The organism is Embleya sp. NBC_00888 (assembly GCF_045207655.1).
Taxonomy (GTDB): Bacteria; Actinomycetota; Actinomycetes; order Streptomycetales; family Streptomycetaceae; genus Embleya.
Genome location: NZ_CP108785.1, coordinates 1,091,095 through 1,112,497 on the forward strand (window position 1 = coordinate 1,091,095; position 21,403 = coordinate 1,112,497).

At 69.1% G+C, this 21,403-nt stretch carries 18 protein-coding genes and 3 pseudogenes; 7 read left to right on the forward strand and 14 right to left on the reverse strand.

All coding sequences use genetic code 11. The annotated features are described in order from the left end of the window. Nucleotides 1–100: 100 nt before the first annotated feature. The 6 genes from OG948_RS38950 to OG948_RS38975 form a co-directional block, all read right to left on the reverse strand. Entirely contained in the window at nucleotides 101–1,336 is a 1,236-nt protein-coding gene (locus OG948_RS38950) for an LLM class flavin-dependent oxidoreductase (protein ID WP_331769702.1), read from the reverse strand. Next, entirely contained in the window at nucleotides 1,333–2,670 is a 1,338-nt protein-coding gene (locus OG948_RS38955; RefSeq protein ID WP_406300542.1) for an NtaA/DmoA family FMN-dependent monooxygenase, read from the reverse strand. Before OG948_RS38955 ends, OG948_RS38950 begins: the two co-directional genes overlap by 4 nt. 305 nt (nucleotides 2,671–2,975) lie before the next feature. Next, a complete protein-coding gene (locus tag OG948_RS38960) occupies nucleotides 2,976–3,986 on the reverse strand; it encodes a clavaminate synthase family protein (protein WP_331769704.1) in 1,011 nt (336 codons plus the stop codon). A 41-nt stretch (nucleotides 3,987–4,027) separates the two neighbouring features. Continuing rightward, the gene (locus OG948_RS38965; protein WP_331769705.1) at nucleotides 4,028–5,071 is read right to left on the reverse strand and encodes a hypothetical protein; all 1,044 of its coding nucleotides are present in this window, start codon (nucleotides 5,069–5,071) and stop codon (nucleotides 4,028–4,030) included. 545 nt (nucleotides 5,072–5,616) lie between these two features. Further along, nucleotides 5,617–6,405 carry an IclR family transcriptional regulator gene (locus OG948_RS38970; RefSeq protein WP_331769706.1) on the reverse strand — a complete coding sequence of 263 codons (789 nt, stop codon included), beginning with the start codon at nucleotides 6,403–6,405 and terminating at the stop codon, nucleotides 5,617–5,619. A 29-nt stretch (nucleotides 6,406–6,434) separates the two neighbouring features. After that, on the reverse strand, nucleotides 6,435–8,159 hold the full coding sequence (locus OG948_RS38975) for an acetolactate synthase catalytic subunit (protein WP_331769707.1): 1,725 nt from the start codon (nucleotides 8,157–8,159) through the stop codon (nucleotides 6,435–6,437). A gap of 382 nt (nucleotides 8,160–8,541) precedes the next feature. Here OG948_RS38975 and OG948_RS38980 point away from each other — a divergent pair, with 382 nt between their 5' ends. Next, complete coding sequence (locus OG948_RS38980; protein ID WP_331769708.1) at nucleotides 8,542–9,501, forward strand: phosphotriesterase-related protein; 960 nt, start codon at nucleotides 8,542–8,544, stop codon at nucleotides 9,499–9,501. Between the two features lie 86 nt (nucleotides 9,502–9,587). Next, nucleotides 9,588–10,229, forward strand: a complete 642-nt coding sequence (locus OG948_RS38985; protein WP_331769709.1) for a VOC family protein — start codon at nucleotides 9,588–9,590, stop codon at nucleotides 10,227–10,229. Nucleotides 10,230–10,330: 101 nt separating this feature from the next. On the opposite strand, the pseudogene OG948_RS38990 reads toward OG948_RS38985, so the two are convergent. Further along, nucleotides 10,331–10,788: pseudogene (locus tag OG948_RS38990) on the reverse strand (aldehyde dehydrogenase family protein); the annotation flags it as partial. Between OG948_RS38990 and OG948_RS38995 the strand changes: the two are divergent. Continuing rightward, nucleotides 10,681–11,085, forward strand: coding sequence for an IclR family transcriptional regulator C-terminal domain-containing protein (locus OG948_RS38995; RefSeq protein WP_331769710.1), 405 nt, complete (start codon nucleotides 10,681–10,683; stop codon nucleotides 11,083–11,085). The pseudogene OG948_RS38990 and the gene OG948_RS38995 sit on opposite strands and share 108 nt — an antisense overlap. Here OG948_RS38995 and OG948_RS39000 read toward each other — a convergent pair. Then, nucleotides 11,033–11,782 (reverse strand): IclR family transcriptional regulator, encoded by a 750-nt coding sequence (locus OG948_RS39000; RefSeq protein WP_331769711.1) that lies wholly within the window; start codon nucleotides 11,780–11,782, stop codon nucleotides 11,033–11,035. The genes OG948_RS38995 and OG948_RS39000 overlap by 53 nt on opposite strands. Nucleotides 11,783–12,081: 299 nt before the next feature. After that, on the reverse strand, nucleotides 12,082–13,008 hold the full coding sequence (locus OG948_RS39005) for a nitrilase family protein (RefSeq protein WP_331769712.1): 927 nt from the start codon (nucleotides 13,006–13,008) through the stop codon (nucleotides 12,082–12,084). Between the two features lie 664 nt (nucleotides 13,009–13,672). Between OG948_RS39005 and OG948_RS39010 the strand changes: the two genes are divergently transcribed. The 4 genes and pseudogenes from OG948_RS39010 to OG948_RS39025 all read left to right on the forward strand — a co-directional run. Beyond that, nucleotides 13,673–14,551, forward strand: a complete 879-nt coding sequence (locus tag OG948_RS39010) for a hypothetical protein (RefSeq protein ID WP_331769713.1) — start codon at nucleotides 13,673–13,675, stop codon at nucleotides 14,549–14,551. A 552-nt stretch (nucleotides 14,552–15,103) separates the two neighbouring features. Beyond that, nucleotides 15,104–15,712, forward strand: a complete 609-nt coding sequence (locus tag OG948_RS39015; protein ID WP_331769714.1) for a DUF2867 domain-containing protein — start codon at nucleotides 15,104–15,106, stop codon at nucleotides 15,710–15,712. Nucleotides 15,713–15,808: 96 nt separating this feature from the next. Beyond that, nucleotides 15,809–16,246 carry a hypothetical protein gene (locus OG948_RS39020; protein WP_331769715.1) on the forward strand — a complete coding sequence of 146 codons (438 nt, stop codon included), beginning with the start codon at nucleotides 15,809–15,811 and terminating at the stop codon, nucleotides 16,244–16,246. Nucleotides 16,247–16,262: 16 nt separating this feature from the next. Continuing rightward, nucleotides 16,263–16,346 (forward strand): annotated as a pseudogene (locus OG948_RS39025) (IS5/IS1182 family transposase); the annotation flags it as partial. Between the two features lie 144 nt (nucleotides 16,347–16,490). Here OG948_RS39025 and OG948_RS39030 read toward each other — a convergent pair. From OG948_RS39030 to OG948_RS39050, 5 genes and pseudogenes are all read right to left on the reverse strand, one after another. After that, entirely contained in the window at nucleotides 16,491–18,032 is a 1,542-nt protein-coding gene (locus tag OG948_RS39030) for a M4 family metallopeptidase (protein ID WP_406300543.1), read from the reverse strand. Nucleotides 18,033–18,523: 491 nt separating this feature from the next. Further along, a complete protein-coding gene (locus OG948_RS39035; protein ID WP_331769716.1) occupies nucleotides 18,524–19,006 on the reverse strand; it encodes a DNA starvation/stationary phase protection protein in 483 nt (160 codons plus the stop codon). Between the two features lie 73 nt (nucleotides 19,007–19,079). After that, nucleotides 19,080–19,879: pseudogene (locus tag OG948_RS39040) on the reverse strand (alpha/beta hydrolase). A 119-nt stretch (nucleotides 19,880–19,998) separates the two neighbouring features. Beyond that, nucleotides 19,999–20,808, reverse strand: a complete 810-nt coding sequence (locus tag OG948_RS39045; RefSeq protein WP_331769717.1) for an alpha/beta hydrolase — start codon at nucleotides 20,806–20,808, stop codon at nucleotides 19,999–20,001. Then, the gene (locus OG948_RS39050) at nucleotides 20,805–21,329 is read right to left on the reverse strand and encodes an alpha/beta hydrolase (RefSeq protein ID WP_331769718.1); all 525 of its coding nucleotides are present in this window, start codon (nucleotides 21,327–21,329) and stop codon (nucleotides 20,805–20,807) included. Before OG948_RS39050 ends, OG948_RS39045 begins: the two co-directional genes overlap by 4 nt. Nucleotides 21,330–21,403: the final 74 nt, after the last annotated feature.

A 21,403-nucleotide genomic window follows, 5' to 3' on the forward strand; every position in this document is an offset into this window, starting at 1 on the left:
GCCAACGCTACCAACACACATCACCGCGGCGTCTCCCGTCGCCGAACCACTCGACGCAGCCCCAACCGCGACCTGGTCGTCGTCATCGCCAAGTCATCGGCTACTCCCTTTGCTCAGGGTGCACACCGAGTCCCTGCCGGTCCCGTGTGTACCGGTTGACGGCCCGCGGAAGGCCGAGACGGGCTCGCAGGGTGGTCGTGGTGTAGCCGGTGCGGAAGGCCTTGCGTTGCCGGAGCTCGGGGACCAGGGCGGTGGTGATCGCCGTCAGGTCGTGGGGCAGGGCCGCGGGGCGTAGGCGGAAGCCGTCGAGGCCGGCCGGGCGCCAGTCGAGAAGCAGGTCGGCCAGTTCGCCCGGGGTGCCGGTGAAGACGTGTGCGTCGGAGGCCAGGGCGGCGCCGTCCAGGTCGTCGAGGCGGCGCTTGCGCCGGGCTGCGGCGCCGGGTTCGTCGTCCAGGAAGACCACCAGGTCGGCGAATGTCCGCAGCGGTTGGCCGACCGGGCGGCCGGTCTTGGCTTTGGCCTTGTCCACCTTGCCGAGGATGGTCGCGATGTCCGCGCGGCAGTGTGGCGTGAGGTAGACGACATCGGCGGCCGCCGCGGCCAGTTCGTACGGTACGGAGGCATGGGCGAGGACGGTGACCGGTGGTTGGCCCTGCGGCGGGCGCGGGGTGATCGAGGGGCCGCGGATGTTGAAGTGTTCGCCGACGAATGCGATGTGGTGCAGTTTGTCGCGGTCGATGAAGCGTCCGGTCGCCGCGTCGCGGATCTCCGCGTCGTCCTCCCAGCTGTCCCACAGCCGGCGGGCGACCTCGACCACGTCGGCGGCCTCGCCGAACAAGTCGCGCAGGCGTTCGGCGATCAGTTCCGTCTCGCGGATGTCGTCCGGGGTCAGGGCGGGTGTCGTGCGCCTGCCGAAGTGGGTGGCGTCGGCGGCGCGCGAGGAGATCTGCGGACGCCAGCCCGCTCGGCCGCGGCTCGCGTGGTCGAGCGTGGCGATCCCGATCGCGACGTGGAACGGTTCGGTGTGGGTGACGTTCGTGGTCGGGACGAGTCCGATGTGGGAGGTCAGCGGGGCGAGGGTGGCCGCGAGCAGGACCGCGTCCAGTCGGCCCCGGACCTGGTCGGTGCGGTCGTCGGGCCGCTCGAACGAGGCGGATTGCATGGCGAGCGCGTCCTCGAAGGTGACGAAGTCGAGCAGCCCGCGTTCGGCCTCGGCGACCAGGTCGGCCCAGTAGCGGGCGGTGAACAGGTCGGCGGGTCGGGCGTCCGGCTCACGCCAGGCCGCGGGGTGCCAGCCGGCACCGTCCAGCGCGACGGCGAGGTGCAGCGGGGTCACGATGTCTCCTTCGCGCGTGGCGCTTTCAGACCGAGGTGGTCGCGGAGTGTGGTACCGGTGTAGTCCGTGCGGAAGACACCCTTCTCCTGGAGCAGGGGGACCACCCGGTCGACCAGTTCGTCCAGTCCGGTGGGTGTGAGGTGGGGGACGAAGACGAAGCCGTCGGCGCCGTCGCTCTGGACGAACTCGTCGATGGCTTGCGCGATTTCATGTGCGGTGCCGACGAACGTCTGTTGTCCGGCGACCTCGATGACCAGTTCGCGCATGCTCAGCCCCCGCGCGTCGGCGAGTTCCCGCCATCGGCGGGCGGTCGCGTCGCGGTCCTTGCGGAAGGTCGAATGCCCTTGGAGGAGGAGACTGTCGGGTGCGGGGTCGAGGTCGGGCAGCGGGCCGTCCGGGTCGTAGCTCGACAGGTCCCGGCCCCAGACCGCCTCGACGAAGGTGAGCGCGGTCTGTGGACCGACCTGGGCCCTGCTGATCTCGGCCGCGTGCTCGATGGCCTCCTCGGTCGTATCGCCCAGTACGTAGGTCGCGGTGGGGAGGATCTTCAGGTCCTCGGGCGCGCGGCCGTGTCGGGCAAGCCGTCCCTTGACGTCCCGATAGAAGGCGCGGGCCTGCTCCGGGGTGTTGTATTTGCTGAAGACGACGTCGGCGTCGGATGCCGCGAACTCCCGCCCCTCGGGGGATTCGCCGGCCTGGATGATCACCGGGTGACCCTGCGGTCCACGCGGTGTGCCGAAGCGTCCGGAGATGTCGAAGTGCGTTCCCCGGTGCGCGAATTCGCCTGCGCCGGCCCGGATGAAGCAGGAACCGTCCGGGTCGGCCGGGATGTCGTCCGGCCGGCGACTGTCCCACAGTTCGCGCGCGGTCGACAGGAACTCGGCGGCGCGCGCGTAGCGGTCGTCCTCGTCCAGGAATCCGCCGCGACGGAAGTTCTCGCCGGTGAACGCGTCGAAGCTGGTCACCACGTTCCAGGCGGCCCGACCCGCGCTGAGGTGGTCCAGCGTGGCGAGCCGACCGGCGACCTCGTACGGTTCGTTGAACGTGGCGTTGACGGTCGCGGCCAGTCCGAGGTGGGTGGTGATCGCCGCGAGGGCGCTGAGCACGGTGAGCGACTCCGGCCGACCCACGACATCGAGGTCGTGGATGCGGCCCTTGTGTTCGCGTAGCCGCAACCCTTCGGCCAGGAAGAAGAAGTCGAACTTCCCACGTTCGGCGGTCCGGGCCAGTCGGGCGAACGAGTCGAAGTCGATGTGGCTTTCGGATCGCGGGTCCGACCACACGGTGGTGTTGTGGATTCCGGGCAGTTGCGCGGCAAGATGGATCTGCTTCACCGGCACGAGGCGACCGCCCGCCTGCCGCGGTGGCGGCGCGCCGGCTCGGCTCGGCCATGGTCCGGGGCCGGCGCCCCTGGTCGCGTGATGTGGATGCGCATGGTCCGCATGGTCGAACCTTCACACTTATGTGAAGGTCAATCCGACCCGGCATGGCGTGGATCACATCGGCTCGCGTGCCGCCTCGGGAGCGAGAGCGGCGTCGGAGCCGGGGCCGCTCGGAAGCCGCGCCGCCAGGAGCATCGGGTCCCCACCACAGCACACCCCCGGTCGGCACCCGCGGACGCGCCGGAACCGGACGCTGGTCAGCGGGCGAGTATGGGGCCGTCGTGGGGGCGGTGGTCGCGGGAGCGGCGCAGGTCGGTGGTGACGTAGGTGCGTTGCAGCCAGCGGTCTGCTCCGTCGTAACGGGGGTGGAAGGCGGTGCGGCCATGGACGGTGACGCGGTTGTCGATGATGACCAGGTCGCCGGGAGTCAGGCGCAGGGTGCGGGCGGTCGCCTCGCAGGCGCGGCCGAATTCGGTCAGCGCCGCGGTGGCCCGAGAGGTGAGCGGGGTGGTGACGAGTTGGGCCATCCGTATGTCGGGATCCTCGACCGCTCCCGAGAGCACCGGCCGGGGCTCGACGTCGGGCCCACTCGCGGCGGCGTCGGGGCCGAAGGAAGGTGGCGGCGTGGTGATGAACTCCGGTGCGAACAGGGCCTGGCGGCCCGCCGGGGTGAGAAGCGGCAACGCTTGGCGGATGCCGGCGACGCGCATGCCGGCGATCCGGTCGTGGTCGGCGCGCAGGCACAGGAAGACCACATAGTCCGGTGGGTGGGGGTGGAAGCCGTTCTCGGTGTGGAAGGACAACGGCACCGATCCGGCGTTGCCGTGGAAGCTCTCCTGCCCGGGCACGGGCACGACGTCCTGCACGAGGGCCCCGGATTTCTCGGCCCGGTAGGCGAGAGGCTCGCCGAGCCCACAGGCCACCATGGTGAGCACCGCGGCCGGGACGGTGGCCCGGCGCTGGACCGAGCCGGGTACGGACGGTGTCGCGGGCAGGGCCGCCCGATCGACGGGCAGGCCGCCGATCACCAATGTGCCGTGCGGGCCGGAGTGCCTTCGAAACCGGCGCACCGCACGGCGCAACGGCAACGGAAGGTCCTCCCAGGCGTCCCGGGCCCGGGTCACCCACTCGGGGTCGTCGACGTGGTCGTGCCCGCCGGTGCACAGGGTACGGGCCAGCCGCTCGCACGCGCCGGCATCGGCCGGGTCGAGTGCCCAGTCGCCTGCGACGGCAGGGCTTCGGGTGGTACCGGGCGTCGTCTCGGGCATCAGGGTCTCCTGCCGGAGGTGTGGGTGGCGGACACGCGGACTCACGAGTGGCGCAGGCCGGCCACGGCGTCGGCGACGTAGTGGTCCCCGAATCGGATCAGGGAGGCGTACCGGGCCGCGCGGCGATGGCGCATGTGCCGTAGTTCGGCGACGGCGTTGTCGGGGCCTTCCGGTTTCTGGGCGATGGAACGATGCAGATGAACCATCGAGTACGCGAGGGTGACGTGCCGTTCACCATCCACGATGTCGGCTTCCAGGAGAGCGCCCCGTACCTCGGCCAACTCCGGGGCGCGGGCCGCCAACTGCTCGTAGGAGTCGGGAACCACGGACAGCAGGTCCTTCATCGCCGCCCGGAACAGCTTGTATCCGCGATGTTGACGCCCGCTCAACGGGACGTCCACCGACGGAGGCGCCATGGTGTGGCGTATCGCCGCCATGTAGTAGTCGGCCGGGACCGTACTGGCGTGCGTCATGGCCGCCGGGAAGCCCCGCACGTACACCGTCGCATCCGCCAGCCGCAGCAGAGCGGCATCACCGTCGCCGTGCCGCAGATGGCGGGTGGCGTCGGCCACGGCGACCGCGGCGCAGACGTTGAACAGGACATGGACCTGGTGCCCGATGAGCCACCGAGCACTCCAGACGCTCTCCAACGACGCCCCCGCAGCAGGCTCGGGGACGGCCGGCGGCGGTAAGGAGTCGGGTTCGGCGCCCGGCGCCGCGCCGGTGAGGTCGAGCACCGACTGCCGCATCCCGGCCGCCTCCAGGGCCAGGTCGGCACCCGACAGCGGAGCCTCACACAGGTCTTCCAGACCGCGGTGGACGACCAGGACACCGTGCAGGGCGGCCTGTTGATCCGACAGTTCCCCTTCACGGACCCGGAAGAACGACTGACTGGTCGACTCCGCCGGCAGTGCCTCACCGGCCACGGCCGGAGCCAGAGCCGACAGCGCGGCCACCAACTCACCGGCAGCCACGGCGGCCTGCCGCAGCGCGGCGGTCCGCTCGACGGGTCTGGCATGGGTCGCCAACCCGGCCAGCCCGCGCGCGGTGCGCTTCGCCTCGGCATCGACCCGCGTGCCCAACACCGGGACGGATCGCCCGCCTCGAGGCTCACGGAAAACAGCGACTGCTGGATGACCGGCAACCGGCGATATGTCCATGGCTGACGTTCGCCGAGAACACCCCCCACGAAACCCTGATCCGCAAGACCGTTCCGTTGCGGTGCGCCGGAGTTGGTCGGCGAGGTCCGCGGCGGCGGGCCCGGCATGCCCCGCGGACTCCGGTCCGAGGTCCGGACAACCACCATCCACGGCACCGGACCGGCCACTGCGTCGCTCGTCCCCGACGCGGTCGGGCTGTACCGGGCATGGGAGCACGCCGGCCGGCCCGGCATCCGTAACGGGCGGTTCGACACCGCCCCGCACACCGCCGCCGGTTCATATAGCGAAAAGCGGCGAAAAAGGCGGTGGACGGAAGACAAGAGTTTCCATCTGGGGGGTCGCCGGCCGCTCACCCACTACCGCCGGCGTGGCAGCGAGCAGAAGAAGTGCGTACGAAAGTCGAGGAACCGGCCGGGCCGCACGACGGCCCGGCCGGTTCCTTGCGGCGCCGATCGGGAATGGGCTCGCTTCTACCGCACGCCGACAGTGCCGAGGAAGGAGGTCATCGCGGCCGCGGTCGCCGTCACACACTCCACGTAGCGCTGTTGATGCTTCTCCATACGCGTGGTGGGAACCACGATTCCCACGGCACCGTAAACGTCCTGACGCGCGTCGAAGATCGGCGCGCCGACACTCGAAATACCGATATCCGAGTCCTGCTCGTCCATGGACCAACCGCGCTCGCGGGTCATACGCAGATCGCGCTCGAGTTTCTCGAGCAGTGCGGAGGCCTCGGAGTGGGAATGGCCGTCGACGATCTTCGCCAGCAGAGCGGTGCGCCGCTCGTCGTCAAGATGGGCCAGCACCGCTTTACCCGACGATCGAAGATGTTCGTTCCCGGACTGGCCGACGAACAGTCCGCTCACCCGAAGCGGTTGCGAGCCTTCGACGAGTACTTTGAGGATCACTCGATTTCCCTCGAGCGCCGAGAAGTACGAAGTCTCGGCGGTCTTCGCCGCCAGCTTGTCGACCCACCCTTTCAGGCTGTCGTCGATGTCGAATCGCTGCTGGTAAGAGCGGAACAGGGCGCCTACTCCGTCCCCCAGCGTGAGGGTGAGATTCTCGTGGCGCGCGATGTACCGGCGAGCGACGAGCGTGCGCAACAAGTGGTAGCACGTGGTGATGTTCAGCCCCAGTGCCTCCGACACCTGCTGGACCGTCGGCGGTTCGGGAGCCGAGGCTACGAACTCCAGGAATGTGAGTGCGCGATCAACCGTCTGCAGGGTGGGTTGTTTCGGCGTCTTCGCAGCGGGATTCACAGGCGGAAAGTATCACAGGCGATCACGGATCAACCTTCTGCCTGTGGGAGGTTCAGCCGGTCGGCACGGGCGTCCCAAGCCTTCACCGGAGCGTAGGCATCCGGGTCGACGATGACATCGAGCACGGTGGTCGTGCCTGACTCCAAGGCTGTGCGGAGGGCCTCCTCCAGCTCCTCGGGTTCACTGACGGTGATACCCCGGGCGCCGCATGCCCTTGCCACGGCGGCGTGATCGACAGGGGCGAAATTGATCGCCGTGGTCGTGGCGCCGAAGAAATAGTTTTCGGCATGCCGCTGATATCCAAGGATCGAGTTGTTGAGAATCACCACAATCACGGGAATGTCCTCCCGGACGGCGGTCTCGATCTCCGACCACACGTGGGCGAAGCCGCCGTCGCCGACGATGGCGATCACCCGCGACGACGGCGCGGCGATTTTCGCACCAAGCCCAAGCGGGAGACCCCAGCCGAGGCCCGCCAGACCTCGTGGAACGAGAAATCGCTGACCCGCCCGACGAGCGGTGAGGTAGCTGGTGACCCAGATGGAGGCGTAGCTGGCATCGGCCACCACGATGTCATCGGGCTCGATCAGCCGGTCCAAGGTCCTGAGCACCCGTTCCGGTGCGATCGGCGCGTCGGCGGAGGACGCGAGGGCGTCCCTCCGCGTACGGTGCGCCGCACGCCCTGCGGCGATCGTGCGGACGAGGTCGGCCGCAGCCGATGTTCGACGGCCCAGGTCGAGGTGCTTCAGCTCTTCGACCAGGTCGCTCAACGCGGAACGCGCATCGCCCACCAGGCGCAACGCCTCGTAGTTGCGTCCGATCTCCCAAGGATCGACGTCGATGTGTATGTAGCGTGCCGTCGGCGAGGTGAGCGTCCAGGCATCCGTTCCGTTCTCGTTCGTGCGTGTGCCGACGAACAGGACGACGTCCGCTTCCGCGATCAGCGAGCGGTGGAAATGCGCCGGGCCGTTCAGACCTGTGACGTTCGCTGCCACACCGAGTGACAGCGGTGCGGTCTCGTCGACTGCGCCCTTCCCCATATTCGTCGTCGCCACCGGCAGCTGTGCCAGTTCCTGGAGAGCGACGAGCTCCGCCACAGCTGCCGACACATGCACGCCCCCTCCGGCGATGACGATGGGCGAACGAGCCGATGCGAGCAGCTCGGCCGCCTCGCGTACTGCCGATCCCTCCGGGCGCGGGCGATCCAGCGGGAATGCGCCGAGCGTTGCCGACCGCGGAAACCGGCTCGACTCCGCCGGAAGATCGAGCACGTCCTTCGGCAAAAGCAGCACCACCGGTCCGGGACGTCCGCTGGTCGCGGCCGTGATCGCGAGATCGACGTAGTCCTCGGCACGACCCGGGTCGTCGATGCGCCGCGTCCACTTCGAGACGCCACTGAAGAGGGCGGTGTGATCCAGCTCTTGGAAGGCATTGCGATCACGCGTGGCGGAGGGCGCCTCTTGCACGACGACGAGCATGGGGATGGAAGCCTTGAGCGCTTCCGCCATCGGCGCCACGAGAAGCGTGGCCGCAGGACCGTTCTGCGCTGCCACGACGCCGATGCGGTGCGAGATTCGGGAGAAGCCGTCCGCCATCACACCCGCGGCGTTCTCGGTGCGGTACAGGACCTGACGGATGCCGATCTCCTCCGCCGCCAGCAGCAGCGCCGTCGGATTGCTCTGTCCGTAGATCGTGGTGACCCCGTGCCTACTGAGGGCCGCCGCGATGACATCGGCCACGGTGGAACTTCCCATGACTGCTCCATTTCACTATCTGAAGTACGTTTCAAATCATGAACCTAGCCCGTTCGAGGCACCCCGGCAAGGCATGACGGCCTGCATGTTGCATTTATTGACATCAGATTCACTATCTGACATGGTCCCGGCATGAGGTTGGGAATCTCCGACCTCGAAGGCGGGGCGGTCGCGTTCTCCCTTCTCGGGAGCCGTGCGCAAGGCCGGCTCACTCCTCGCCGGCCTCCGCTCGGGCGACGCCGCACCATGACTGCCGCCGCTCCGCTGCCCGTCACCTCAGGGCAGTCGTCACGAGCGTCTCGCTCATCGGGTCGCCGTCACGCCGGCGCGGCGCCGCACCGTCCCCGGTTCGACGCACTCACGCACAGAGAAGGAAGACGCCATGGGTTTGGTCCCCACAGCAGGTGGTTCGATCGACAGCGCCGCCCTGGGTCGCACCCTCGTTCACGAGCATGTCTTCGTGCTCGGCGAGGAGTACCGCATCAACTACCAGCACGACTGGCATGAATCGGAGATGCTGCACCGAGCGGTCTCCGATCTGACCGACCTGAAATCTCGGGGTATCGACACGATTCTCGACCCGACCGTTCTGGGTCTCGGACGCTACATACCGCGAATCCAAGCGATCGCCCGCCGGGTCGAACTCAACATCGTGGTGGCAACGGGTCTCTACACCTTCAACGACATCCCCATGCAGTTCCACTACAAAGGCCCTGGGCTCCTCTTCGACGAACCCGAACCGCTCACCAAGCTCTTCGTCTCCGACATCACCGAGGGCATCGCCGACACCGGAGTGCGGGCGGCGTTCCTCAAGTGCGCGATCGATCAACCGGGACTGACCCCCGGGGTCGAGCGCGCCATGCGCGCGGTCGCGCGTGCCGGCGCGGAGACCGGCACTCCCATCACCGTGCACACCAACGCCGCCGAGCAGACCGGCCTGATCGCTCAGCGGGTATTTCGCGAGGAAGGAGTGGACCTGAGCAAAGTGATCATCGGCCACTCCGGCGATACCACGGATCTCGACTACCTCACCCGCCTCGCGGACGAGGGATCGCTGCTGGGCCTGGACCGGTTCGGCCTGGACAGCTTCCTCTCCTTCGACGACCGCATCGGCACCGTCATCGCACTGATCGAACGCGGCTACCTCGAACACATCGTGATTTCTCACGACGCATCATGTTTCATCGACTTCTGGAATCCGACTGCGAAGAACGCTTTGCTGCCGCACTGGAACTACCGTCACATCAGCGACGACGTGATTCCCGAACTCCGACGCCGCGGAGTCACCGACAGGCAACTCGAGACAATCCTTGTGGACAACCCGCGCCGCTACTTCGAGTGACAAGCCGCCGCCGGGCAGACCGCACGCCTCCGCGTCCACCGTGTGGATTGGCGGGCCACTCCGGGAGAGAAGATGAAACCGAGGCCATGATTCGCGTAATTACTCCGGCTCCGCGACTTGCCGGGGCGACCTCGCTCCTGCAGATATGTTTCGTTGTCGACGACCTGTACCCGGCCATGGCCAACTACAGCACGTGCTTCGGCGCAGGTCCGTGGTTCCTCGGACCGGAACCGACAGACGATCCGAACGGCACGGTCTACGGTGGGGTCCCGACCCCTCTGGGCGCCCGCATCGCGCTGAGCTACACCGGTCATCTCATGATCGAGCTCGTCGAACCCTTGCCAGGATCCACGACCGTCTTCTCGGACAGGCTTGCCGAAAGCGGTCCTGGATTGCACCACTTCGGCTTCGGTACCAGAGACTTCGACGCCACTGTCCGGGAATTGGCCGGCATCGGTCGGCTCCCCGTCTTCAGCAGTCTCACGCCGCGTGGCGCGCGCATCGTCATGGTCGCAGATGCAATCGGCCATGGCGGGCTCGAAGAGTACATCGAGCTCACCCCGGAAGGTGAGGCGTTCTACGCAACCATGCGCGCGGCAACGGCCAACTGGGATGGCAAAAACCTGATCTGGAATACGGCTGCGGCTGCGGCTCGTCCACCGCAGCCGCAATCCGATCGCCGACCGCATCGAGGGGAGGGTATGCGCCGCCGACACCGGTCGGCCTGAACCCTCTCGCCGTGTCGGCCGGCCCGCCGGTCGCCGTGGGTCCGGGAACAACTCGGTCGGCCCGGTCGCGGGGCGTCACATGGTCCTGCTCATGCGAGTCCGGCCGCGGTGGTGATCTCGGCGCCCGCCCGGGTGCTTCCGGTGAGGGAGATCGGGGCGGTGAACGGGTTGACAACCAGGGCTCGGCCGGTGTCGCGATCACCGCAGACGACGTTGACGACACCGGACGGCAGCACTTGGTCGCAGATCTCGCCGAGGACGAGGGTACTCATGGGGGTGGTTTCCGCAGGCTTGAGCACGACGGTGTTTCCCGCGGCCAGGGCCGGCGCGAGTTTGTCGACCGCCGATCCCAGCGGGTGGCTCCACGGCGTGATCAGGGCGCAGACTCCCACCGGGTTCGCGGGCCACGTGCGACGAGTGTCCGCGCACGTACTCGGCCGGCCGCCGGCCCGTGGACGCCGCGCGCCGCGCCGGCCATGGAGCGGAGCACGTCGACCGCGGCCGGGATCTCCACCTCCAACACTTCGGCATAGTCCTTGCCCGTGTTGCGGCACTCGGCGGCGGGCCGCGGGCAGCCCGCGACATCGCCACGCCGGCCGGCTACAACGCGACCGCCCGCGCGGAGGGGATCGTGGTCGCGGACCGCGAATTCGAACACGACGTGGTGGACTTCTCGGCACCCGTACGGGACGAATCCGGAGCCGTCGTGGCCGCGCTGAGTCTGGCCGTCCCGCGATTCAGGCCGGCCGACCGGTCCGCCGAGATCGCGGCGTCGGTGAAGGCGGCGGCCGCCGCACTGGAGGTCAGGGCCGCGGCCGACCGAGCAGCGTGGAGAGCCGATCGGCCAGATCCCTGATCGCCGCACCGTGCCGATCCGCCAGCGGGGCCAACCGTGCCGAGGGTCCTTCCGTGTGCAGCGCGCAGACGACCTCGCCGGAGAAGTCCCGCACCGGCGCGGCGACGGCGAACACGCCCGGCTCCGACTCCCCGTCCACGACCGCGTAGCCACGCTCGCGAGCCGCGATCAACCGTGCCTCGAACTCGGCCACTCCGCTCGGCGCGGCGGGTCCGTGGGCGATGAACCCGGTGTCGGCGAACACGATCTCCAACTCCTCGCGGCTACAGTCCCACAGCAGCGCCTGACCCGCGTCGTCGCAGTACAACGGATACGAACGGCCCACCCACGACAGCCCCGAGGGCACATCCTCGAGGAAGGCCACCGAGCCGTCCCCGCGCACCTCGGCCAGGAACGCACTCGCCCCGGTCGCCTCCACCGCCGCGCGCAGAATCGGCGGCCCCTCGGTGAGCAGCCGCGCCCTGACCGCGCGCGTCGCCTGGCTGTACAACCGCCAACTCAGCGCATAGGCGAGCGTGTCGGGATCCCGGGTGAGCACACCCGCCGCCTCCAGGCTGTGCAGCGTGCGGGACACCTGGACCCGATTGCGTCCGAGACGCTCGGCGATCTCCGTCGACGTCGCCGGACCCCCGCCCGCCGCCACGGCAAGCAACACGTCGAGCCCACGACCCAGACTCCTGACGGCTCCGGTATTCACCCGGCGATGATATCGACAGCCGGACAGCGGCATCCGCACCCGCCTCCTTCGGAGCCGGCGAGCACCGGGCCGCGCAGCGGGCCGCGCCGGCCCGTGACCGAGGCGACGCGGGCCGCACTGAAAGAGATCGCCGCCATCGCCCCGCGCCTGCCGACCGATCTCGTCGACGAGGACCGGGCCGCCGCTACGGCTGCCCGGTCCGCTTGGGCGAGAACCCCACCCGGCCCAAGACCGGGATCCTCACCACCGATAACGACGCTGTCCGAAGTGGATCGTCCGATCGCCTCGACTCGACTCTGTTATCTCGGGAACGCCCGGCCCTCGGCGTAGCCGAGCATCTCTTGGTAGAGATCGGTCCGACGGTCGCGTACCAGATCGTTGAGCCCGTTCCAGATCGGTGCGGAACGCGAATCCACGACGTCGACGTCCGCGGTGAGGATGCGTTCCTCGTCGGGTCCCGCGATCTCGCCGATCGGCCAGCCGTTGGTGCCCGCGATCAGCGAGCAACCGAGAAATCGCGCGTCGCGGTCGGTGCCGATGCGGTTGGCGGCGGCGATGACGACGTTGTTGACGTGAGCCGCGGTCATGGTCAGGTAGACCGCCATACACCGACCGGAGGGGTCGAACACCGGCGGCGGCGTCCAGACCCAGTTGTTGACGCTGCAGATGACGTCCGCTCCCTGCAGGGCGAGCAGCCGCGACGTCTCGGGAAACCAGATGTCCCAGCAGATGAGCAGACCCACGCGTCCCAGCGTGGTCTCGAACACCGGGAGGCCCCGGTCTCCCGGGGTGAACCACAACTTCTCGGTGTTCCACAGGTGGGTCTTGCGGTAGTGGCCGATATAGCCGTCCGGGCCGACCAGAACGGCGCTGCTGTACAACCGGACGCCGTCCCGCTCGGCGAGTCCCCCGACCAGGTGCACGGCGCGGTCGCGGGCGAACGCCTCCCAGCGGCGGACGGTCTCCCCCGCCGGAACCTCCTCGGCGTGCGCGTACGCCTCGGCCCTGGTCGCGAACGCGTATCCGGTGGCGCACAATTCGGGAAGCACGATGAGCGTGGCACCGTCGTCGGCCGCCCGCCCGGCCAGGGCCAGGCCCCGCTCGACGTTCTCCTCGCGTTGGTCGACGCCCACCCGCGCGTCGCACTGCACGACGGCGATCCGGGCGGGACTGACTCGCCGATCGCCCGCGGGCGGCGACGCGGACTCGGCGTGCGGCTCGGGCATGGGACACCTCGCCTTTCTCCGGCTCCGGAACGAACGGCCCTCGCCGGAGCGGTGCTTCGCTCTCGGCAGTATCCGCCCGGGTCCGGAACGAGGGCCGTGCCGCCGGGGGCGTTTGGTACCGCCCCACACGTTGGCGGCCCAAGGGCCGCCGGCACAAGGGGAATCGGGTAATCGTCCCGAAACGACCCCACCGCCGTTCACACCGACCCGCCCTGCCGGACGTCGCCCTGCTCACGCGGCCGCACCTCGACGTCGAGGTGTCGCTTTCTTCCAATTCCTTCCGAAGGCGTGGGCACACGATGAGTCGATGCCTACCAGTCCCCCGGCCCCGGTGAATACCCCGGATCCCGGATCACCGACGAGCGTCGCCCCGCCCCGGGTGGTCGCGAGTTCACACCCAACCGGCCGGTCACTCATGCGTAGTCACCCTCGGGCTCGGCCCGGTCGGGCCGCCGCAAGCGTGCGACGGCTTTCTCCACCGGCGGCGTTCGTCGCCGCGTTGGTGTTCGCGGGAGCCTGCGCTCCCGACTCCGGGTCCGGGCAAGGATCCGCGACCCCCTCCGCCACCTCCGCATCGACGGTTGCCTCGACGACGACCGGTGGAGTATCGACCGCGAAGGGACTCAAGCCCCAGGACTTCCGCACCCTCGATCCGTGCAGCTACGTGGCGCCCGAGACCTTCACCGCGTTCGTCGCCAAGCCGTCGGCGCCGGTCACCGCCCCGGGTGTGAAACCACCCATCGAGCAACCCCCGATCGTGTTCAAGCCCGGGCTCACCTTCACTCGATGCATCGTCGAGGTCCGGGTGGAGGGCGGCGGGCTCGCCGAGGTACGGATCGAGGCGGGCGAGAAGATCGCGGAGGCCGCCAAGGTGGACGCGCCCGGCAACGGCGCGACCGTCGAGAACCACGAGGGAACAAGGGTCGTCAAGTTCCCGCAGGGGACGAACCGGGCATCGTGCCAACGAACCATCGTGGACGACGATCTGCGGATGATCAGTCTCACCGCTGCCCTGCGAGGCTCCAAGGAAGATGCCTGCCCGATCGCCGATACGGCCGTTTCCGCGAGCATCCAACGCGCTCGCGAGGGTGCGCTGAGGTCCCGCACCTCCCCGAAGAACTCGCTGGCGCTGCTTCGGGCCTGCGAGTTGTTGTCCGGTCCGGTACTCGCAAAGATCCCCGGCCTCGACCCTCGGCAGACCCGCACTCCGAACGACTTCTCCTGCACCGTCGGCAACGAGCAGTGGCCCGTGGTCATGCTCGACTTCTACCTCGTGAAGGCGTCCGCACCCGCGCTCGGATCCAATGCGCGCGAGATCGTGCTTGCCGGTCGAAAGACGTCGGTGCAATACCATCCCGCCGGCCGGGACAACCCGCTTCCGCCACGCTGCACGGCCGAGACACCGGTGGGGGCATTCGGAAACGAGGGCTACGTCGAGGTTCCGGAGATCTCCGTCGTATCGGCACAGATGAGCGAGGCCCAGCTGTGCGGAGCGGCGGAGACGGTCGCCGCCGACATCTGGGCCAAGCTCGCCCGAAGTTGACCCTGTTCTCGGCAGGCACACCGACCGCGAGCTCGCCCCTACTCGGCCCGGCGAGCCGATGACCAGGGTCTCGTTGCGGCGAATCGCACCAGGGGATCGGAAGAGGGGTCGACGTCGTCCGGCCGGACGGGTCGACCCCCTCTTTGCGGCCCGACGTCATCCTGGTCGACACCCGATGCCGCGCATGGGCGGACCGGAGGTCACCCGTGGGCTCGCCGAACCGGGCACCACGGATTCGCTGCGCGTCGTGGTGGTCACCACGTTCGATCCGGACGAGTACGTTCACCCCCGCGATCCGCTACGGCACCTGTGCCTTCATCCTCGACCGCTCAGGTCCGATGTTGCTCGTGGAGGCGGTGAGAGCGGCCGCCTCCGGTGACGCGGCCGGCCGTCCTCGCGCGGCGACCGCACGGATTCGCCAGGCCCATATCAGCCACTTGGGCCATGATCCGCGGGGTGATGTCGCGCATAGTGGTGCCCCGCCGCCATCTATACGTAAGCGTATAGCGAGGGCTGCAGGCGACGTCCCGAGACAGGAAGGCCCAGCGCACCGTGAAGCTTCCCCCCGCAGCCCATACCGATCAGCCGTGGCGGATCCACGAACTCGCCCGCGACTTCCGGGTCGAGGACGTGTGGTCCTACCGCACCCCCGGAGCCGGCCCGGACGACTTCCCCGTCATGCTCGCCGCGATGCGCGCCCGCGGCGGACTCGCCAAACAGTCCCTCCCCTCCCGGTTCCTGTTCGCGTTCCGCTGGAAACTCGGCGCCCTGCTCGGCTGGGACAAGCCCAGGACCGGCCTCGGGACGCGGGTACGGCCGCTACGCGACCGCGTGCCGCCCGAACTCGCCGACACCGTGGACCTCTCCCTCCCCGCCGGTAGCCCCTTCACCCCCGTGTACGAGCTCGACAACGAGGCCGTCAGCGAACTCGCCAACAAGACCGTGCACACCCTCATGCACCTGGGATGGACACCCACGGGCGACGCCGACTGCGACTACGAACTACGGATGGCGGTCCTGGTCAAACCCAACGGCCGGTACGGCCGGCTCTACATGACCCTCATCGCACCCTTCCGCTACCTGATCGTCTACCCGGCACTGACCCGCCAATGGGAACGCGCCTGGCGCGACCGCACGCTGCCGCTCCACCCCCTCGGCTGATGGCGTTGTGCTGGGACATCACCGTCACGGTGCCCGCGCCGGCAGTCAAGTGCGGTGGGAGGATGACGACTTCGACACTCCTGAAAGGCCATCCTCGTGCCCACGCCTGCCGACTACCTCGCACTGGCGCACGCCGAGACAGACGGCCCCGTCCTGCGGCGTCTCGCGCGATGTCCCTACCCCTTCGTCTGGCAGGCCCTCGCCACCAATCCCCACACCCCGCCCGTAGCCCTCCTGGAACTGAGCAAGGCCCGCGACAGCGTCTGGAACGACAACAGGCTTCTGCGCCTGCTCGCGGAACATCCCGGCGCGGACCGCATCGTTCTCCGATCCGTCATCGACGCCGTGGCAGCGAAGCTCCAGGCGGGTGAACGGCCCTACGCCGCCGTGCTCGCTCTCGCAGATCGGCCGGAGCTCGGAGCGGACGAGGTGAGGAGACTCGGGAATCACCGCGGGGCCTCTGCTCGTCTACGCAGCCTGCTTACCCGACGTCTGAACTCCCGCGTCCGAGTCATCTCGCCGGCGGTGCGATGATCTTGGTGGGGCTGGTGTGATCACGGCGTCGGAACCGTCCTGGACAGTCCCGTTCACCGGGCTACACCCGGGCACCTTCGGGAAGTTGGTGACCGCACTGAACCGCCCGACCCCCGACGAGGATCGAACGTGAGACGGAGCCGGTCGATCCACAGACCCCCCGACGCGTCGAACGAGGCCGCGGCGGGTGGCCGCGGCCTCGTCGAAGGACGAGCGTCGGATGCCTATCGGAGTGCGTTCGGCATCACGGGCAGGTCGGGTCACCGGGCTGGGCCGGGACGCTCACCGCGTTCCAGGCCGCCTTGGTCTTGTTGAACAGGCCGCAGGTGGGGTCGAGCGCCTTGGCGGACTTCAGGGTCGCGGTGCGGTACTTCTTGTAGGTCATGCCGCTCGTCTTGAGCAGCATGCCGCCGTAGAAGATCTTGCCCGCGGTCTGGATTCCGGCGCCCGTGAGTTGCGTGTTGTTGCAGGTCGGGCTGGAGGGCTTGCCACCACCGGGGTTCGTGCCCTCGGCGAGCAGGTAGAACCAGTGGTTCAGGGGCCCGGCCGCCGCGTGGGTCTCGGTGCCCGGGATCGAAGAGCTGTAGCAGTTCGGGTTGTTGCCGATCTGTGAGGGGTTGTACATGTTGCGGATCGGGCCGCTGCCGACCAGGTTGACCGTCTCGCCGACCAGGTAGTCCGGGCGGTCGTAGGGCGAGGGCTCGTTGGTGTACGCCTCGGTGAGCGCGCCGAAGATGTCGCCGGTGCCTTCACCCAGGCCGGCCTCGGCGCCGGCACCGCCGGGAGTGAACTGGTCTATACCGTGCCCGAATTCGTGGCCCACGACGTCCATCGACGCGATCCACTGGTTGCCCTGGTTGCGGCCGATCTGGACCTGCGAACCGGTCCAGTAGGCGTTGATCGCGGGGAGCCCGACACGTACCGGCCAGCTTCCGCCGTTGCCGTTGTGCCCGTTGCGACCGAGCCAGTCGCGGAGCATGTTCCATTCCTTCTGCGCGGCCCACAGGGCGTCGACGCAGCCCGTCTCCTTGCTGGTGGCGTTGCCGTTGCCCCAGGTGTCGGTGGCCTTGGTGAAGACGCCGCCGCTGTAGTCGGCGCAGGACAGGCCGGGCCGGGTGGTGTCGATCATCTTGTAGCTGCCGGCGCTGCCGCTGGTGTTGATCGTCAGCGGGTTGGGGCCGTTCCACTGGCTGGTGCCGGTGCCGCCCTTGACGTCGTCGTAGGAGTCGAGCACCTGCCCCGAGCGGGCGTCGACGAAGACGTGCAGCCGACTGGGCGCACTCTCGGTGCTGCCGACCAGCACCGTCTCCCAGGCCAGGTTCGCGGAACCCTCCCGGACTCGTACGACCAGGCGCCGCGACTCGACCGTGTCGACGACCTTGAGTCGCGAACGCGAGACGTTCTCGGCCGCGCCCTTGCCGACGGTCGGCTTGACGGGGACGTCGATCCGCAGATCGGTGGCCGACTCGGCGGCCCGGACGTTGCCGTTGCCGTCGGCCAGCACCGCGGCGCTGGCACCGACCACGGGCAGCCCGCGGTAAGTGCGCTCGTAGGCCACGGAGTACAGGTCGTCGACCCACGGGGTCACCTGCTGCCGCACGTAGCTCTCGTTGGGGCCCTTGGCCAGGACGTCCTGGCCGCTCGCGGCGGCCTTGTCGGCGGCGGACACCGCCGCAGCCAAGCCGGGCGCGGGCGGCGGAGTCGCCGCGTTCGACTGGGACGTACCGACCACCAGGCCGGCGAGTAGGGCCAGGACCGATCCGACCGTCACCGTGCTGCGTTTCATCGAGGCTCCTTGGATAGAGGACAGACCTCGACCACGAGTCCGACTCTCGTCGGCTCCGCGAAGTGAGCGGGACCGACCTTCGCGTACGCCGGGTTCGTGCCCGAACGAACGAAACGCTCACACGGGCGCAAGTCGCCCGTCAACGAATGTGATCGACCCGGCACATTCTGTCAACAACCCCAGGAACGCCCCCGTCGAGCACGCGGGCCGACCGCTCCCCTCCCCGACAACCGGACGCCCACGAAAGCGAGTTGGCGCGAGTGGGGCAACGAACGCGGGGGGTCGGGCGGGGTGGCTACCCGGTTGGCGACGTGCGGTGGCACGCCCGGGCGTGGAGAACTGTGGTGACGACGGTTCGAGACCGGTTCGAGAGCAGAAACGCGCCATGGCTCACGAAACACCCGCGAACTTGCCCGACGAGTCGGCGACGACAGGGTGGCCTGGACAGGCGTGGCGTTGGGCCGGGGAAAGAGAGCGGAGTAGCCGATCTGTCAACCCGTCTCACGTGCGTGGTCGGGGCTTTCGGCCTGAAGCATCCAGTGCTGCTTCTCCAGTGCGGCGGTGACGGAGATCAGCAGGTCCTGGGTGACGGGGTCGGTGGTGGCGTGGATCCGCCGCCGCATCCCGACCAGAAGAACGTCGTAGTGAACCGCCAGGGCGGCCAGGGCGTCGGCCACGGTGATGCGACCGCCGGGGAGCAACGCCGCCCGGCCGCCGGCGACCGTGATGGCACGGCCGTCGGGCGAAGTGCCCAGGGTGGCGGCGCGTTCGGCGAGGTCGTCGGCGAACCTGCGGGCCGCGGTGACGATCTCGTCCAGGTGGAGGTGCAGCGAGCGGAAGCCGGGCCCATAGACGTTCCAGTGGATCTGCTTGCCGGTCGTCGCCAGGTCGAGCAGGTCGACGAGCGAGGCCTGCAGGATTTCGCCGGTGGTCTCGCGGGCGTCGGGGGTCCGGGCGGCGGTAACGGTGGTCATCTGCGGTGCTCCTCGGTCGGTGGCGGACGGATGTGTGGCCGGGCCCGGCCGGGCCCGGCCACACAGCGGGAGGTCAGGAGTGGTCGAGCGCCCAGGTGAGCGCGAGGTCCGCGACCTCTTCCCAGCCGTCCTGGGCGGGCATCAGGTGTGAGCGGGCGGGGATGGTCACGTGCTCGGTGACGGTGCCGGGAGCCTTGTAGTGCTTGGCGTTGGACGCCTGCACCTTGGCCGGCATGAGGTGGTCGTTCTCGGCGGAGACGAACAGCAGCGGGCGCGGTCGGGGTTGCGGTAGTCGACGTAGGTGTCGCTGTGGCCGGGGTGGATGTTGGCCAGGGCGCTGCCCCGGAACACGTGCCCGGAGGTGGGAACGTGATAGCGCTCGTAGGTGGCCTTGGCCTGGTCTTCGGGGAAGGTGTTGGTGAAGGCGTAGCGCCATTGGTCATAGGTGAGCCCGACGGCCTTGTGCCGGTTGGCGGGGTTGCGCAGGACCGGGAAGGTCGCGCGGATCTGCGACAGCGGCGTGACCGCGACACCTTTGGTGGGGGCCGAGTTGACCGCCACTCCGGCGGCGCCGTAGCCGTGGTCGAGCAGGATTTGGGCGAACACCCCGCCGGCGGAGTGGCCCATGAGGATCGGTGCGGTGTCCAAGTCGCGGATCAGTTCCTCGAATCCGTTGAGGATTTCGGAGACCTGCAGGCGCTCGATGGGCGTGGGGTCGGCGTTGAGGGCCTCGACCTCGACGTCGAAGCCGGGGTAGGCGGGGGCCAGGACCCGGAAGCCCTTGGCCTCGTAGTGGGTGACCCAGTGTTCCCAGCTGCGCGGGGTCACCCAGAAGCCGTGGATGAGGACGATGGTGTCGGGCTTGGTGTTCATGAGGGCTCCTCAGGTCGCCGGAGCACGTGGGCCCAGGAGCGGACGGGTCCACGCACTTCGGCATCGGGATGGCTTGGGTGCTGTTGGGCGCGCCGTCGCGTCGGCAGGGCCGGAAACGGCTAGCGGGTGGCCTTCGCCGCGGCCTTGATCAGGTCGGTGGAGGTCTTGTCGTGGGAGATCATCGCGACGTGCGAGGAGCCCTTGATCTCGATGGTCTTGGCGTTGGCGCGCTTGGCCATGAAGCGTTCCGCCTCGGCCGGGATGACCTGGTCGTTGGTGGCGACGGCGTACCAGGAGGGGATGGTCTTCCACGCCGGCGGGCCGCTGGGCGTCTGCGGGATCGCGACGTTCGCCGGGCGCTGGGTGGCGGCCATGACCGAGGCGTCGTGCCAGGAGACGTCGCCGGCGAACACCGTGCGGAACGCCTCCGGCTTCACGTAGCCGTCGGCGCCGGCGGGCGTCGGCCGGACCAGCAGGTTCGCCTCGAGCCGGCTGCCGGGGAACTTCCCGGTCAGCGACGCGACGGTGTCGCCCTGGTCGGGGGCGAACGCGGCGATGTAGACCAGCGCCTTGACGTTGGCGTGGCCGTTGGCCGCGTTGGTGATCACGGCGCCGCCGTAGGAGTGACCGACCAGGATCACCGGTCCGGTGATGGTGTCCAGGACGCTGGAGATGTAGGCGGCGTCGGTGGGCAGGCTCTGCAGGGGGTTGGCCGGGGCGATGACCGGATAGCCGTCGTCCTGCAGGCGTTCGATGACGCCGTTCCAGCCGGAGGCGTCGGCGAACGCGCCGTGCACCAGGACGACGGTGGGCTTGGGCGGGCGTTTGTCGGTTCCCGCGGAGGACGCGGGTCCGACGGAGGCGAGCAGCAGTCCGGTGACGGCGAGTACGGTGGCGGCGATCAGGCGCTTGGGTCGGCGGGAGGTCATGTCGTCGGTCTCCTTGGTAGAGGTGTGTACGGGAGGCGTTCGTCCGGCGGATCAGGAGGCCAGGAACGCCGGCAGGTCGGCGATGAACTCGGCCTCGAGGGTGTCCAAGGTCGTGCTCCTCGGCGCGGTGCCGCCGTTGATGCTCCAGACCGCGGAGAACCCGCTGGGCCTGCCCATCGAAGCGTTCGGGAGGTGCCGTGGCGCCCGATGTAGCGGGCGACCTCACCGCCGCCGGTCGAGTGGCCGACCAGAACCGCGTCGCGCAGGTCGAGTTCGTCGATCAGGGTCGCGAGGTCGTCGGCGTAGGTGTTCATGTCGTTGCCCTGCCACGGCTGGGCGGAACGGCCGTGGCCACGCCGGTCGTGGGCGATCGCCCGGTATCCGGCCGAGGCGACGGCGTGGGCCTGCGGGTCCCACGCGTCGGCGTTGAGCGGCCGGCCGTGGCTGAACACGACGGGCCGGCCGGTGCCCCAGTCCTTGTAGAAGATCTCGGTCTTGTCGGTGGTGGTCACGTACGGCATGGTGTGCGTCCCTACCCGGGTCGTGGGCCGCTGCGGGGTGCGGCGGGCATGACTCGAAGCTAGGACGGCGGGGC